At 38.3% G+C, this 16247-nt stretch carries 15 protein-coding genes; 3 read left to right on the top strand and 12 right to left on the bottom strand.

Annotation, left to right across the window (positions count from 1 at the left end):
• The first annotated feature begins 642 nt into the window (after positions 1 to 642).
• Together SVZ03_11695 and SVZ03_11690 are read left to right on the top strand one after the other, a co-directional pair.
• Positions 643 to 882: a hypothetical protein gene (locus tag SVZ03_11695; GenBank protein MDY6934866.1), complete on the top strand. Its 240-nt coding sequence runs from the start codon at positions 643 to 645 to the stop codon at positions 880 to 882.
• A 117-nt stretch (positions 883 to 999) separates the two neighbouring features.
• Positions 1000 to 1251: a hypothetical protein gene (locus tag SVZ03_11690; GenBank protein MDY6934865.1), complete on the top strand. Its 252-nt coding sequence runs from the start codon at positions 1000 to 1002 to the stop codon at positions 1249 to 1251.
• A gap of 168 nt (positions 1252 to 1419) precedes the next feature.
• Here the strand turns inward: SVZ03_11690 and SVZ03_11685 are convergent, their stop codons facing one another.
• The 9 genes from SVZ03_11685 to SVZ03_11645 all read right to left on the bottom strand — a co-directional run bounded on the left by SVZ03_11685 (position 1420) and on the right by SVZ03_11645 (position 12876).
• Positions 1420 to 2604: an HD domain-containing protein gene (locus SVZ03_11685; protein ID MDY6934864.1), complete on the bottom strand. Its 1185-nt coding sequence runs from the start codon at positions 2602 to 2604 to the stop codon at positions 1420 to 1422.
• A 490-nt stretch (positions 2605 to 3094) separates the two neighbouring features.
• Positions 3095 to 3808: a dethiobiotin synthase gene (gene bioD / locus SVZ03_11680; GenBank protein ID MDY6934863.1), complete on the bottom strand. Its 714-nt coding sequence runs from the start codon at positions 3806 to 3808 to the stop codon at positions 3095 to 3097.
• A gap of 13 nt (positions 3809 to 3821) precedes the next feature.
• Positions 3822 to 5024 (bottom strand): 8-amino-7-oxononanoate synthase, encoded by a 1203-nt coding sequence (bioF, locus tag SVZ03_11675; protein MDY6934862.1) that lies wholly within the window; start codon positions 5022 to 5024, stop codon positions 3822 to 3824.
• A gap of 114 nt (positions 5025 to 5138) precedes the next feature.
• Positions 5139 to 6506: an adenosylmethionine--8-amino-7-oxononanoate transaminase gene (gene bioA, locus SVZ03_11670; protein MDY6934861.1), complete on the bottom strand. Its 1368-nt coding sequence runs from the start codon at positions 6504 to 6506 to the stop codon at positions 5139 to 5141.
• Between the two features lie 77 nt (positions 6507 to 6583).
• A complete protein-coding gene (bioB, locus tag SVZ03_11665; protein MDY6934860.1) occupies positions 6584 to 7588 on the bottom strand; it encodes a biotin synthase BioB in 1005 nt (334 codons plus the stop codon).
• 178 nt (positions 7589 to 7766) lie between these two features.
• Positions 7767 to 8747 (bottom strand): biotin--[acetyl-CoA-carboxylase] ligase, encoded by a 981-nt coding sequence (locus SVZ03_11660; GenBank protein ID MDY6934859.1) that lies wholly within the window; start codon positions 8745 to 8747, stop codon positions 7767 to 7769.
• Positions 8748 to 8907: 160 nt separating this feature from the next.
• Positions 8908 to 11358 carry a heavy metal translocating P-type ATPase gene (locus SVZ03_11655; protein ID MDY6934858.1) on the bottom strand — a complete coding sequence of 817 codons (2451 nt, stop codon included), beginning with the start codon at positions 11356 to 11358 and terminating at the stop codon, positions 8908 to 8910.
• Between the two features lie 11 nt (positions 11359 to 11369).
• Positions 11370 to 11588, bottom strand: a complete 219-nt coding sequence (locus tag SVZ03_11650; GenBank protein MDY6934857.1) for a cation transporter — start codon at positions 11586 to 11588, stop codon at positions 11370 to 11372.
• 58 nt (positions 11589 to 11646) lie between these two features.
• Positions 11647 to 12876 carry a M48 family metalloprotease gene (locus tag SVZ03_11645; protein MDY6934856.1) on the bottom strand — a complete coding sequence of 410 codons (1230 nt, stop codon included), beginning with the start codon at positions 12874 to 12876 and terminating at the stop codon, positions 11647 to 11649.
• 345 nt (positions 12877 to 13221) lie between these two features.
• On the opposite strand from SVZ03_11645, the gene SVZ03_11640 reads away from it, so the two are divergent.
• Positions 13222 to 14124, top strand: a complete 903-nt coding sequence (locus SVZ03_11640; GenBank protein MDY6934855.1) for an alpha/beta hydrolase-fold protein — start codon at positions 13222 to 13224, stop codon at positions 14122 to 14124.
• Positions 14125 to 14235: 111 nt separating this feature from the next.
• Here SVZ03_11640 and SVZ03_11635 read toward each other — a convergent pair whose 3' ends face one another.
• From SVZ03_11635 to SVZ03_11625, 3 genes are read right to left on the bottom strand one after another with little or no spacing between them, the layout of a single operon-like run.
• Positions 14236 to 14751: an NYN domain-containing protein gene (locus SVZ03_11635; GenBank protein MDY6934854.1), complete on the bottom strand. Its 516-nt coding sequence runs from the start codon at positions 14749 to 14751 to the stop codon at positions 14236 to 14238.
• Entirely contained in the window at positions 14726 to 15943 is a 1218-nt protein-coding gene (locus tag SVZ03_11630) for an aminotransferase class I/II-fold pyridoxal phosphate-dependent enzyme (protein ID MDY6934853.1), read from the bottom strand. The genes SVZ03_11635 and SVZ03_11630 overlap by 26 nt, the downstream gene beginning before the upstream one ends.
• 41 nt (positions 15944 to 15984) lie before the next feature.
• Positions 15985 to 16227 (bottom strand): hypothetical protein, encoded by a 243-nt coding sequence (locus tag SVZ03_11625; protein MDY6934852.1) that lies wholly within the window; start codon positions 16225 to 16227, stop codon positions 15985 to 15987.
• Positions 16228 to 16247 lie beyond the last annotated feature (20 nt).

Genomic DNA, 16247 nt, shown 5'->3' with positions numbered 1-16247 from the left:
GACAATAAAAAAATTATTGATAAGTTACGTTTATGAGTAAATCCATATTATTATGGATTCTCTAAGAGAGGGGGAATTGAGTCTATCCAGAAATAAATGATTTTAATTGAATAAGTATAATTCTCAACATGACTAACTTTAGTATAGAAGGACTAAGTGCTGAAATGATTCTTGAAAACATAATTTGTTATTGCATTTCTTGATTTGAAAAACCACTATGCATATATATAGTGATACAGCTTCCTATGGAAGCTCATCTATGAATAAGTTAATAAATTAAGAATTGCTATTGTATTTTTATTTATCGTCATAACGCATTACAACATCCACTGAATCAGACGAGGAAAGGTTGAAAGCATTGTTGGATATTGGATATGGATTGAAAGCAGCGGTGGGATTGGTGGATGGTTAGAGACACCTAATTCAACCGGTGAATCTCGCAGAGTCGTGTTTGAAGCTAATGGTGTGGTTTCATTCTACACTAATGAATATATGTAATAGTTTAGATAATATCTAACATTTCGATAATAAAACTGACACTTATTCCCCCCGGGGGGAATAAGTGTCAGTTTTCGCAAAACAAAATTATGAGGAGTGTCAGATATTATCTTACTATTACAAATTATCATAGGAGGAGTAAATATGAGATACATAATTTTCATAATATTTATTTTAACAACGCTTTCAAAAATCTCTAATGCTCAAGAAATGAATGAGAATGAAATAGACATATTTTCTTTAGGATTTGGAATTGAAACAGGCTATAATATTTGCTCTGATGATATGAAACAATACAACCTAGAAAAAAGCTCGGGACAATATGAAGCTACTTTATATTGCAATTTGGGATGTCATTTATTTATGGATATCTTTCCATTATAATGGATCAACACTAATATAGTCGGTGAAATTAATCATTTCTCGGGTTTTGATAACCCTACAAATACTTCTGCATTAATTAGATATTCATACGGAATACTACCTGGTTTTGCATTCTGGTTGAATAAAGAAATGGCTTTTATTCTAAATTTTGGAATTATGTACCACAAAATGCAATTTGATGTTTATTCTGCTAATGACCATGGTTTTAGGCTGAAAATTTCTGGTATGGCCTATGATATTAATGATCAAATTACTGTCATAAAAGGATTAAAAGCTTTTATTCTATATGATTATGCATATGCTAAGGACGGTGATTTTGAAATAGACAGTAGTGGCATAATATTTGGTATTGAAGTTATGATATTATAACTTATGATAGATTTTAATCGGTTTTTTTAAAGCGCGATGAAAATTAATCGTAACTTCCAAGAAACTTCAATGTGTAAAAAAATGGAGAAATTCTGATATGGTGATACGTTGGGTGTGTACTGAAATTGTAGAAAGTGAGAGGAACTTTAGAAAGATAAAATTGCTGTTTTATATAATTTTTCTCTCCTTAAGCCTCTCCTTTATTATATTCAAATGATGACCATTACATATTAACTTTGTTATTATTCTAACAGGATCTTCAAATATATCCAGTTCAAATGGTTCTTCATAAAACTTAGCAACCATCCCTCTTTTATCTTTTGAAAACCTGCAAAAAACCAAAACCTTTGGTTTTAAGAGGTCCTTAGTACCAAGTTCTTTAATCAAAGCGAGTTCCTGAGAATTCAATTCACAGATGTCACCTACCGCGTAGGTTGACAGGTTATTACTCAAGAGTGATTCCATTTTATTGATAAAATTGCTCACAAAATTATAATCAAAATGAAAATTTATGGAATTTACAATCGACTTTAGCGCATCAGAGGTGGATAAGGCATCCCTATAAGGTCTTTTTGATGTTAATGCATCAAATATATCACAAATTGAAATTATCTTTGAAAATACAGGCAGATTATTATAAGGTAATCCATAATATCCATCCTCTTGGAATTTTTCATGATGAAACAGAATTGATTGCTGGACAATCGGATTTCGTTCCCCATTCCTCTTTATAATCTCATATCCAAGTTGAGGATGTCTCTTCATCTCTAACATCTCTCTTTTACTCAACTTGCCTTTTTTGTTGATAATATTCAGGTCTATCTTCATTTTACCAATATCGTGCAGATATGCTCCAAGCGTTAAATTTTTCAGTTCATCCTGAGAAAAAAGACCGTGCTTTTGCGCAAAGACAGCGACTAATATTCCCACATTAACAGAATGGCTATAGGTATACTCTTCATATGATTTTAGGTCTTTTAGAAGATTAATCACATTATATTTTGTTTTATTAAGCTCATCTAAAATCGTCTCTACCGTCTCAACCGCCTCTCTATACGTGGCTTTGCTTAACACCCCTATTGACTCAACTTCTTCCAAAATACTCTTTGTTTTGTCACGAATGAGACACAGCTTCTCTTCAGGAATAGCAGGCTCCATTTCGTTAACATTTACCTCATTTTTGTCAATATATACATAATTCCCATATGCCTCCCTAATAGATTTGATCTTACTTGATGAAAGTGGGGTTCTAGCATCATGCAGCTTTTCGCCATTCTCAGAATATATATTGTAAATGAAAAAACTGTCCGGTCTAATATAGTTGATATCCAACTGTGTCATTTTGAGTAACATAGCGATTTCCTATTCATTAACTATATGTATGTAAAATACATAATAGCATACCATTGTCTAGCATGGACACTAACAATACTATTAATTCACGCAAAAGTTAGACAAAAGGGAAGTTGAAATGGAAGAGGCAGATTATACTTACCATATTGATTAAGGTAAGAACTTCTATTTATTTCTAAGACTTATATATGATATACCTATTTCATAGCATATCCATTAGTAACTATACATCAATCTCTTTCATTATCATTGTGCAAAATACAGAACTAATTATTCAGTATTTAGTAGTATATTTAAAACGAGTAAGAATTAAATGTTCACTTGTAATAATATTACTATTAACTTAAAATCGTGATGGAGCCCTTTCAAGACTGGATATCAGCTTAATAATACCGCCATACCCTCCATTTCACTATTTAAATATATATCATACAAAAACGCTGGTCAAGCAGAAAAGTATTCACATTAGGGTTGTGATTTTTGCCCTCTTTTATTCCAGTATTATGTCTAAATCTATATTCTTTATGAATAGCTCTTCTATATTTCCAGTCTTACATGCAGAGACATCCACCTCATGATCATAAGGCAAAATTCCCAAGAGGGGAATATCGGATATTTCCTTCAATATCTCTGGATTAGTCCTCTCCGCTATACCAGCATTTATTTCATCATACCCGCTGATAATAACCCCCCTAACCTCAATGCCATTCCTCATTGCCTCTCTAACTGTTAAAAGCGTTTGATTAATCGTACCAAGAGATGGTCTTGTTACTATGATGACTGGCAAATCCAGCTCCCTAATCAAATCCGTCACATAGTAGTCCTCGAGTATGGGAACTAAAATGCCCCCAATACCTTCAACCACCACATAGTCATGTCTAGCGCAAAGCATACCATAGGCTTCCCTTATTTTACCTATATCAATTTCTCTCTTCTCCAGCCTTGATGCAACGAGAGGCGATAGGGGTAATTCCAGAGTAATGGGATTAATATTAGTAATTTCATCAACACACTTTATTGACTCAACAAGAAACCTAACATCATCGGATATGAGTTCATCCCTGATCCTAGCCGCTCCTGTAGCAACAGGCTTCATCACACCTACATCCATGCCTCTTGCTTTAATCGCGCATGCAAACCCAGCAGCAACAATGGTTTTGCCAACATCAGTGTCAGTGCCAGTAATAAACATACCATTACTCATTTTACATCTCCCTCTAAATTATAGATAGTCTTCGACCAACGTCTTGAAAAACAGTTAAGGCCCTGTTTATGTGTTCATCATTGTGTGAGGCCATCAAGCTTACCCTTATTCTGCTCATTTTTTCAGGAACTGTAGGCGGGCGTATTCCCGGAGCATAGATCCCAGCGTCAATCAAGGCTTGAGCAAATTTCATAGTTTGACCTGTATCCCTGATAAGAATAGGCACAATGTGGGTTTGGCTCCCCATTGTATCATATCCTAAGTCATGCAATCCCCTAATCAGCATGCCAACATTTCTCCATAGGGATTGCCTTATCCCTGGTTCAGAGTCTATTAGATCGATAGCCGCAATAGAGGATGCGCAAACCGATGGAGGTAAAGCTGTGGAATAGACAAAGCATCTAGCCCTGTTTTTCAGATAATCTATCAGCACTTCACTACCCGCGACAAATCCACCCATACCACCCAAGGCCTTGCTGAAAGTCCCCATCTGTATCAGATTCTCGCTATTACTTATATTATAGTGCTCCGCTGTTCCCCTTCCGCCTTCGCCTAACACTCCAGTTGAATGAGCATCATCCACGATTACAAACGCGTCATACTCTTCGGCAACCCTTAATATATCAGGAAGGGAGGCGATATCTCCATCCATGCTGAAAACACCGTCAGTAATAATAATTCTCTTCCTATTTACTTCATCCACAAATGCTTCATCATCCTCTGATAACATATGCCATAAGGCCTTAGCATCCTTATGGGGATAGATTTGTATATCAGCCCCGCTCAACCTGCATCCATCAATGATGCTGGCGTGATTCAACTCATCGCTCAGGATAAGATCCCCCTTGCCTGCAAGAGAAGTGATTAAGCCTATATTAGCCATATATCCAGTAGGGAATACAATTGCCGCTTCACAATTTTTAAATTGTGCTATCCTCCTCTCAAGCTCTTCGTGGATATCCATATTACCAGAGATTAGACGGGATGCACCTGATCCTGTGCCATATCGATTCAGGGCATGAAGGCTAGCCTCCTTCAATTTCGGATGAGTAGCCAATCCCAAGTAATTGTTGGATGAAAAAAGGATTAGTTCCCTGCCTTCTATTACTACTGTTGGATTCATAGGGCTTTCAATCCTTTTGAGGATTCTATAAAGCTCCGCTCCTTTTAGCTTTTCAATCTCTTTGCGCAAAAGCTGATCCAATCTCGAATTCATATACAATCGCTCCAGCTATTTTCTATTATCACATTCGTTAACCTATAGGTAAGGATTATATCAATAAATAAAAACACGTCCTTCCAAAAACCATGAACAAATACAATAATATGATTAGTTTTCTGTCGCAACCCTAATTGAATCAAATACAACATAAATCAATTCTTCCAATTCATCCATTTCAATGCTTAAGGGGGGCATAAGTATAATCACATCGCCAAGAGGTCTAATTATAACCCCTCTCTTCCTAGCCTCCATAATAACCCTAATGCCCATCTTATCCCCTGGATGGTATGATTCTTTTGAATTTTTGTCAAAGACGAGTTCTATCCCTACCATAAAGCCAAATTGTCGTATATCCCCCACATGCTTCAACTCATTAAATCTCTTTAAGGCACATTTAAGAAAATCAATCTTCACCTTGAGCTTATTAAGGATGTCATCATTTGTAAAAATATCCAGACTAGCCAAGGCTGCTCTGCACGCTAATGGATTCCCGGTATAGGTGTGCCCATGATAAAAGGTTTTGAACTCATCGAATTCCCCCAAAAATGCATCATATATTTCATCAGTTGTAACTGTAGCTGCTAATGGAAGATAACCGCCTGTGATACCCTTCCCTAATGTCATAATGTCCGGTCTTACATCCTCATGTTCACATGCGAACATCCGTCCAGTCCTTCCAAATCCCACTGCGACCTCATCAGCTATCATTAAGATTCCATATCTTGTACAGAGTTCTCTTGCCCTTCTCAGATAACCCTGTGGAAATACAAGCATGCCAGCCGCGCCCTGCACAATAGGTTCAATGATTAGAGCCGATGTCTCATGATGATGTTTTTTAATAGTATCCTCTAAATGGGCAAGACATGCTATATTACAGGAAGAAAACTCCTTCCCCAGACTACAACGATAACAATATGGAGATTCAACCTTGATTACTTCAAAAAGCAGTGGTTCATAAATCCTGTGAAAGAGATCAATCCCTCCAACGCTAACCGCGCCTATGGTATCTCCATGATAGGCATTTCGAAGTATAATATACTTCTTCCTAACATGTGATCCACCTGGTCTCTGCATCCAATATTGAAATGCCATTTTCAAGGCAATCTCAACTGCAGTGGCACCAGCATCTGAATAAAAAACCTTATTTAATCTCTCAGGTGTAATCTCCACCAGCCGTCTCGATAGCTCTATGACAGAGGGGTGAGATAATCCAAGAAGCGTAGAATGGGATACCCTTTTAACCTGATCTATTATTGCTTCATCTATCTCCTTACGGCAATGTCCATGAATGGTTACCCAGAGAGAGGATATGCCATCCAAATATCTATTCCCATATATATCCCAAAGGTATGAGCCCTCCCCTTTTTCAATGATCAGTGGTTTTTCCTTAAGATAATCCTTCATCTGGGTAAAGGGGTGCCATACATATTGCTTATCATCCCTTTCCAATTGTAAATTTCTACTCTCATCCAACATACTCTTCTCCGTTATTAAATTTTGATACAATCACTCTCATTCTTATAACAAACATAAATGACTGTTAGCCTATCTTATTATTCAGTCAGATGCTTTCCGCTCTTACGGGGAGTCAGCATTAAATCCTTGATCAATTGTAGATCTTCTGCTGGATCACAACCTGGTGTTGTAAGATAATTGCCAATCATCACTGCATTTATACCAGCAAGATACATAAGAGCCTGAATGCCTCTCAGGTTCTTATATCTTCCTCCACATACCCTTATATCCATTTGTGGATGAATAAATCTATAAATTGCCAGGGTCTTTAATATTTCCATTGGCGGGATAGGTATACTATCCTCCAAGGGAGTACCTGGAATAGGATTTAAAAAATTTAATGGGATAGAATCAACATCCAACTCCTTTAGATCAAAGGCCATTTCGATCCTCTGGAGAGGGCTCTCACCAAGTCCAAATATCCCGCCAGCACAAACTGAAAATCCAGCCTCTTTTGCTATTCCTATCGTATCCACCCTATCTTCAAAAGAATGGGTTGAGCATATCTTTGGGAAAAAACTCCTTGATGTTTCAAGATTGTGATGATATCGTTCCAGTCCTGCCATCCGCAGGCTCCTTGCACTATCTTTTGTTAGTGTTCCCAAGGATGCGCACCTTCCAATCTCTATCGTCTGGGAGATGTCTTCAATAGCTTTGCATATAGATTCTAAATCAGTTTTGCCATGAATATCCCTTCCGCTGGTAACAACGCTAAATCTGTCTGCCCCAAATGCTTTGGCCTCCTTTGCCTTCTCTATAATGTCTTCAATGTTTGACAAAGGATACCTATCGATCTGTGTGTGATGGTGAGCAGATTGAGAGCAGAATACACAGTCTTCACTGCACCTTCCTGATTTTGCATTCATTATGGCGCAGGTCTCAATATTAGCGCCCTTAAATTCATCACGGATGATGTTTGCAAAATTGATTAGGGTTACGATGTCACACTGTTTTGTAATCTCAACTAATGGCGCCACCTCTTCAAATGAGAGATCATCACCCTTCAATACTTTTTCTGTTAGTTTCGAGAGAACACTTAGCATATCAAAATCCTACCTAAAGCTAAAATTTCATAACAATATGTGAAGAGCGCGGCTTATTGTCAACCATTTAAGCATATGAGGTTTACAAAAGAACGAAAAAAATATGAGTACAACGAAATTCATTTCAGCCCTTGATCATTGACACAGACTCCTCTATCAATAAGATATATCATAATAACTATTCCTTCAGCCTTAAGGACACGTCACCGCTCAATATCTTCTTCCTCTTACCCATATTGTCTCTAAGGATAAGGCATCCATCACCGTCCACTGATTCAGCAATACCCTCTTCAATTTTATCAAAGGATATAATCCGCACGGGTTTGCCTATCACTAATGAGTGCTTATTCCAATCCCTCCGAATCAGATCAACCTTGCCAGCCTTTAGCAACTTATAACTCTCCTCAAGTTCCTGAAGGACGGATTGAAGCAGGCTAATTCTTGAAACCGGCCGACCTGCTACATTGGATATGCTTGTGGCAATATCCTTGATCTCAGAATACCTGGAAGAATCAAAATTGACGTTAAGCCCTATTCCAACAATCGCGAAGTTAATCCTATCCTGCTCCGCATTCAATTCTGTAAGTATTCCTCCTACCTTTTTGTTTTCTATATATACATCGTTTGGCCACTTAATCTGCGCCTTTATATTAGTAGTGCTTTCGATAGCCTTGACAACTGAAAGTGAAGAAAGCATGGTCAGATTAAATACCTTTAAAGGCTCAATATTTGGCCGAAAGATTACAGACATTAAAATATTCTTATATGCTGGGGATAGCCAGCTCCTATCCAGCCTGCCCCTCCCCTTTGTCTGCTCCTCAGCTATAACAACCGTACCCTCCTCTGCTCCATCTATTGCCAGATTATTGGCGATAGTGTTTGTAGATTCAGTCTTAATATAATAAACGATGTCATTGCCAAAAAGGTTTGTGTTTAGATTATTCTTGATCAACACCGGCTTTAGAATATCAGGACATGAAACTAAACGATAACCCGATCTTGGATTAGCATCGATTCGGAATCCTTCCCTCCTCATCTTTCGGATATGCTTCCATACTGCCGATCTAGATATGCTTAGTCTATCAGCGACCGACTCGCCAGAGATATAGTCATCAGCATCCATAATGAGGCGCAATATTTCTTCTTCAATATTAATCATAATTCATATCTCACTTTGTTTAACTCGTTTACAAATTCTGCCACTTGGAATTAATGATAAATTTTAAATTAAATTACATTATCTGACTGCATCATCTTGATGCTTCTGCACAACGTACCGGTTGTCTCTTTTAATCTATAATCATACTTTCTCACAGTCATCAGCTATCGAACCTTACCCTGTACAATCTGAGGCTGTTGGTAACGACCGTTATGCTGCTCATTGACATGGCAAAGGCGGCCAGCATCGGATGTAGATGTCTCAGAAATCCAGGAAGCATCTCAAAGGGATACAAAGCGCCCGCTGCGACGGGTATCAGCGCTAAATTATAAAAAAATGCCCAAAACAGATTCTGTTTAATGATCCTCATAGTAGCCCTGCTTAGTTGGATTGCCCATGACACGCCCTTAAGGCTGCCGCTTGCAAGTACGATATCAGCAGTCTCTATAGCGACATCAGTGCCGGTGCCTATTGCCATGCCCACATCTGCCTGTGCCAGTGCAGGGGAATCATTGATGCCATCGCCTACCATCCCCACCCTTTGTCCCCTGTCTTGAAGGTCCTTTATTATTGAGGATTTATCTTCTGGACGAACATCTGAGATAACCTCATTTATGTTAACTTGCACAGCCATGGAATCCGCAGTCTTGATATTATCACCCGTCAGCATAACCACCTTTAATCCGTGCCTCTGAAGATCAGAAACAGCCTCCCTGGAATCAGGCTTCAGCCTATCAGCAACCGCTATTAGTCCCGCAGGGTCTCTCTCAATGACCACAATGATTACAGTCTTCCCCTCATCCTGAAGAGCATGAATAACCTTCTCAGCCACACTAATATTTACATCCAACTCATTAAACCAGTCCGGCTTTCCAGCAATGACAACCCTCCCGTTTACTTTTGCCTGAACTCCAAGACCACTGGATGCCTGGAATCCCTCTGGATCATAGAGAGAAATTCCCCGATTCTCTGCCTCTGATACAATTGCCCGCCCCAATGGATGCTCGGAACCCCTCTCCACCGATGCCGCTAGTTTTAGAAGATACCCTTCATCGCTTATACCAGGATCAAGCGGAATAATATCCACGACAGCAGGTTTGCCGACAGTAATGGTACCGGTCTTATCGAGCACAACCGTTTCCAGCTTTGCGGCCATCTCCAGAGCCTCGCTGTTCTTGAAAAGCAGACCCCTCTCTGCACCCTTCCCAGTACCGCTCATAACAGCCGTTGGCGTTGCCAATCCAAGAGCGCACGGGCAGGCGATAACGAGCACGGCAACGAGTCTTATCATTGCTGGCACAAATTCTCCACCAATCACCCACCACAGCAAAAATGTCAATAATGCAATAATAATTACTAAAGGCACAAATATAGCGGCAATCCGATCCGTTATTGCCTGAATGGGAGCCTTGCTCCCCTGAGCCTCTTGTACCATCCGAATGATCTGTGACAGGGCCGTATCCCGTCCCACCCTGACAGATTCGATCCTTAGAAACCCATACTGGTTAATGGTTCCACCAGAAACCCTATCACCTACCCCCTTATCCACTGGAATCGGCTCTCCGGTCATCATGGATTCATCAATGGCCGAATCTCCCTCAATGATCACACCATCCACAGGCAGGCTGTCACCGGGACGAACAACGACAATATCGCCTACTCCTACTTGAGAGATTGGGACCTCCTCCTCCTCCCCTTCCTTCAGGATTGAAGCTGTTTTGGGACGCAATTCCATCAACCTTCGGATAGCGCCACCGGTTCTGCCCTTGGTTCTCGATTCCAGCATCTTTCCCAACTTAATCAATGTAATAATGACAGCCGAAGTCTCAAAATATACATGTTCTCCGAGCAAGGGATAGAGCATCAATGCAAAAGAGTATATATATGCAACTGATGATCCCATAGCCACCAACACATCCATATTAGCGCTACCATTCCTGATGCTCTTCCATCCACCTGTGTAAAAATCCCATCCTGTGTAAAATTGAACAGGAGTTGCTAAAAACAGGAATAGCCAGTTTACCCATTCAGAATAGGACCATGCCCCCAATATTCCAAAATCTCTTCCCATGCTCAAGATGAAAAGTGGAATTGTAAAAAGAATCCCAAGGAAAAATTTGCGGGTTTGACTTTTTATTTCACCCTTACGCGCTAGGGATTCTGCATCCTCCCCTTCAATCCCTTCATTTAGGGGAATAGCTCCATAACCAGCCTTTTCAATAGCAGCGATAATCTCATTAACTGTTGTAATGGATGGAATATATTGAATAAATACAGTCTCAGTAGCAAAGTTTACAGATGCCTTTATCACCCCCATAACCCTTTTCATTAAGGTCCTCTCAATGGTCACAGCACAATTCACACATGTCATCCCAGTTACTATCAATTCCACGCTGGATGTCACCACACCAAAACCAGCATCAGCAATCTTGGCAATGATACCATCTATTCCAATCTGTTGCGAATCATAAGCAATAGATGCCTGCTCTGTGGCAAAATTAACATTCACCTCCTTAATCCCAGAAAGCTTTCTTACTGCTCTCTCAATATTCATCGCACAATTCGCACAAGTCATTCCTATAATGGGCAGGTTTACTCGCATCTCTGACATTTGCTCTTCCCTTAGTCTTCAGCCGGATAGTTTATTTCCCTTAGTGTTTCCTTAATCTGATCCAGGTTGGCAGGCATACCCCATTCAACTGCTATCGATTTCTTTTCAGAATCTCCCACTACCCTTGAGACTCCATCAATTCGGCTCAGTTCATCCTCAATAGCCTTCACACAATGCTCACATGAGATATTGGGTATCACAAATGTCTTTTCCTGTGTATGAGTTGACATAAAAACCTCCCGCTTATTTGATTTAACTTATAATCCAAGCATACCATTTATTGACAGATTACAATTGCTTATATTTTTCAGCAATCCTTATTCTCTCCAATATGGGAGGATGGGTATAATAAAACCATACAAATAATGGATTTGGCAAAATATAGGATCTATTAATTCTCGTCATACGCGTCTTCATCCTTATAAAGGTATCCGGATTTTCGGTAATATTGATCGTATATTCATCAGCCCGTCTCTCCATTTCCCTGGATACGTTATTCCCTATTGGCTTGCTTATAAAAATGATAAATATCAACAATATCAATAAGAAAGGATGGCCTTCCGGCCGCATAATGCATTTAAGGTCTTTACCAGTAAAGTAGGTGGATAATATATTTAAGAGCGGCAATGCGATTATGATACCGACAGTACCAAGGGCTATGCCTAATAACATATGCTCTTCTATATAATGGCAGAGTTCATGTCCGATTACTGACAATATCTCCTCAGCCTCAAAATTATTTACAAGCGTATCGTATAAGTATATTCTTCGATCAGCGCCGATTCCAGTCATGTATGCATTAATTGCTGAGCTGTATCTACTTTTATTTAATACATAAATATCCTCAATATCAATGTCAGATCTATTTATTAGTCTATTTATCTTGATCCTCAATTCATTGTCAGGCAGTTTTGTGGAATTGTAGAATATCGGTGTTATGAGACGAGGATAAATTATTGTAAATATTAGGCTTAATATGAAAAAGGCTATAGGGATATGTATAATAAACCGTTTAGTTTTAATTATTACAATTGCAAGGATTGACAAAGATACACATATCAGTAATAAATAGATTAGAGTTGCTGAAAAATATCTTGCTAACCATGTGAATAGGTCTGTATTCATTAGGCCGAATATATCCTTTCTAATAAAACCTGTTAAGAGAGCAAAGGGGAAATTGATGCAAGCTAAAATTGATAGAATATATGCAAAGGAAATACTAACCTGTAATAGGTCAGACTTATACCTTGTGGACAGATAGGCAGAGAACCGGGAATGGTGTCCATTGGCAGCAATGTATAACAACAGTAATACCCCGATAATGTTAGAAACTGTAGATGGGATCATGCCAAATAAAAAATAAGACCTCCCAACATCAAGATCATTTCTGCTGAAATACTTTAAGGCATAACTAATCTCAACATTATTATTATTCCCGAAAAAACCAAATACTCCAATAATAAGAAGAGATAAAATATATATATAAATCAGATATTTTATTTTTACTATCTTCATCATCAATCAAGAATAACCAATAAAACACTTCTATTTCAATCGAGTTGATATAACAACCATTATTGGGTAACAAGATAAGAAGAGAAAATCAAGAATTATTTATAATGATTAAAATTCAAATGATGAATATGATCAGTTCATCATCTTGTTAGTTTGCATTACACATTACTATTTCCCAGCATTTTTCATATAAAATGCAGGCATATCCGAAAAATTTATTACGACATAATCCATCATTTTATATTTAATATATAAAATGATTTGACTTATTGCTAAAAATGGTAATAATCTGACAATCTATTCAGGATTTTATAATACAATAATATTGTTCTAAAACGAGATATAATTATGAGGATGTTCACAAAATATATTTTTTGTATAATGCTATTAATAGCCCTTCAGGCCTGCGCTTCACAGCAATTTCAATATAAGGCGAAAATTATATCCGGGAACTGGTTGCAGGATCTGAAAATAGAATATGTTTATTTTGGTGAAAAAAAAGATGTACCAATTCAAATATATTTTCCCAAGAGCTATTCAAAGGGGAAGGAATACAGGGTACTCATCTGTCTGCATGGATATAATAAGAATATGCATGACTGGGAGACGAATACCGATATAGAGAACTATGCCGATACTTACAATTTTATTCTCGTATGTCCGGATATGAAAACCACCCTCTATGAGCTAAGATACTATCCAGAGACAACCAACAGGTGGAACGGTATTCCAGGGGGAGCATGGATAGCCGAAAAACTCATCCCCTTTTTAAGGGATCAATTTCTGATTGCACTGGATAAAAACAAAACCGGCATATTAGGATATTCCAGAGGAGGACGTGGATCAATACTGATCGCATGCAATTATCCAGAAATTTTTGGCGCTGCAGCAGGTTTATCCGGTTCTTACGACAATCTATCCATGACTAATGATGAATTGCTCACATCCCTATATGGCGCTTATGATGAATACAGTGAACGTTGGAAAAAGGATGACAATATTCTCGACATGGCTGTAAATCTGAAAGAGACCTCAATTTTTATTGCCCATGGGACAAAGGATTGGAGGACAAATTATGAGCAATCAAGGCTTTTCGCAATCAGGTTAAAACAGCTACAGAAAAAAAACGATGAAGGATACAAATTTGAATATCATGAAAAAAAATATAAACTACATGATTGGAAATTTTGGAAAGGGATGCTACCGGAGATGATGCGCTTCTTTGATGAGAATTTAAATAGTGAGGAATAATTATTTCTAATCTTATATTAAGGCAACACAGATAGAATTACAATGATACTGAATATCTTCCTCATAATGAAAACCAAAAAATTCTAACAGCCTATATGCAGACACCTCAAATCATCTTTCCTGAAGATCCTTACTATTTCCCTTCTGGAATAGCCCTTCCCAAAACAATAACTCCTCCTCACTCAATATGGGATTCTCCTCCTTCTCAGGTATCTGTGCTTCAAGGTGTTTCTCAATTTTTGTATTGATATACTCAGCAAATTTATCGCTGGTCTGTACTTTTGCCCTATATCGTGTAACAAAGGATATGATATCTTTATCTGATGTTACAACAGTAACCATCCTGGGATTTATATCCTTTTTAACAAACTCCTTAATGAGAAAATCCGCGGAATAATCAAGGGAGTAATAGACATCGATTGTTCCAAATCTTTCGCTTCTAATATCAAGGCCCATCTCCTTTTTCCCATCAAATACAACCCGAATATGGGATCCAGTGATTTTTACATACTCTTTAAGCTTTTGGAGCAATCCCTTTCTTGCATCCACAAGCCTGTCATTATACATCAACTCTTCTAGTTCAGGGAATTTATAGATCAGGTTAAATCCGTCTATTAGTATGGACATGGGGAGACTTTCTCTTCAGGAATCTTTCAATTCTTCTCATTGCTTCCTTTATGTTATCCAATGAGGTAGCAAAGGAACATCTAATATGGTTTTCACCTGATTCTCCAAATGCAATCCCAGGCACAACAGCAACCTTTTCAGATTTGAATAATGCGAGAGCAAAGTCACTAGAAGTCATACCTGTCTTACTCAAATCAGGGAAAACGTAAATTGCTCCATCCGGGGAATGACATGGAAGCCCCAGCTCGTTGAATCTGTTAACAATAAAATTCCTTCGTAGTAGATATTCTGACCTCATTCTACTAATATCCTTTTCGGAATTGTGCATTGCCTCAATAGCAGCATACTGAGATATGGAAGGTGCGCATAGGGCTGTATATTGATGAATCTTTAACATTACATCTATAAGCGATCCAGGGCCTGCTACATAACCCAGCCTCCATCCTGTCATTGCTAAAGATTTGGAGAATCCGTTAAGATATATCACCCTATCCCTCATCCCGGGAATTGATATTATGGAATCGTGCTCTTTCTCAAATGTTAATTCAGAATATACCTCATCAGAGATTATTAAGAGATTATTGCTGCAGGCAAGGGTTGATATCATCTCAAGGGTATCTCTATCAATAGTCGCTCCTGTGGGATTGGCTGGATAATTTAATAGGATTGCCTTGGTTCGCGGGGTTATGGCTTTTTCCAATCTCTGCAAATTTATTCTGAATTTCTCATTAAAGTAGGTTGGGACAATCACGGGTTTGCCGTATAATAGGCTTACATTTGCGGGATAGGAGACATAGCAAGGGTCAAATATAATAACCTCATCTCCCGGATTTAAAATGCTGCGCAGAGCGAGATCCAATCCCTGACTAACGCCATTTGTCACAATTATTTCACTACAGGAATCATATTTCACATCGAGCATTTTCTGGAGATGATCGGATATAAGAGAGATCAGCTCCGGCAATCCCCTATTTGGGGTATAATGCGTATATCCATCCTTGATGGCATGTATGCCAGCCTCGGATATCCTCCAAGGTGTGACAAAATCCGGCTCTCCCACACCCAGCGAGATACAATCAGGTGTGGAATAGACTAAATCAAAAAATTCTCGTATTCCTGACGGAGGGATTGAACTCGCTGTTTCTGATACCTGAAATTCAATGTTATTCTCTTTTACTAAACTTAGCTTCAAACTCGGTCTCTCATACATTGAAGGTTATTATAAAATATCTGTCACTTCTCCATTAGATCTTCAGCCAATCTATTTTTTACTTTTCTTTTAATGTTATCGATGTTTTCTTTCTCTATAATTCTAAAATAAAATGTGAAATATAATATTACCGATGCAATTAATACCAATATGATTGCAAATAGTTTTAACTTGCGGAATAGCATGCCGCCAATAAATGTAGCAACAATAGCCACGCCAATTGCAGTATAAGGATTCTGCTGAATAATATCCTTAATCACTTCCATATTATTCTCCTAATCTGAGG

Source organism: Spirochaetota bacterium (assembly GCA_034190085.1).
In the GTDB taxonomy this organism is placed as follows: domain Bacteria; phylum Spirochaetota; class UBA4802; order UBA4802; family JAFGDQ01; genus JAXHTS01.
The sequence above is the reverse complement of the archived record's forward strand: the minus strand, read 5'-3'. Positions and strand labels throughout refer to the sequence as shown.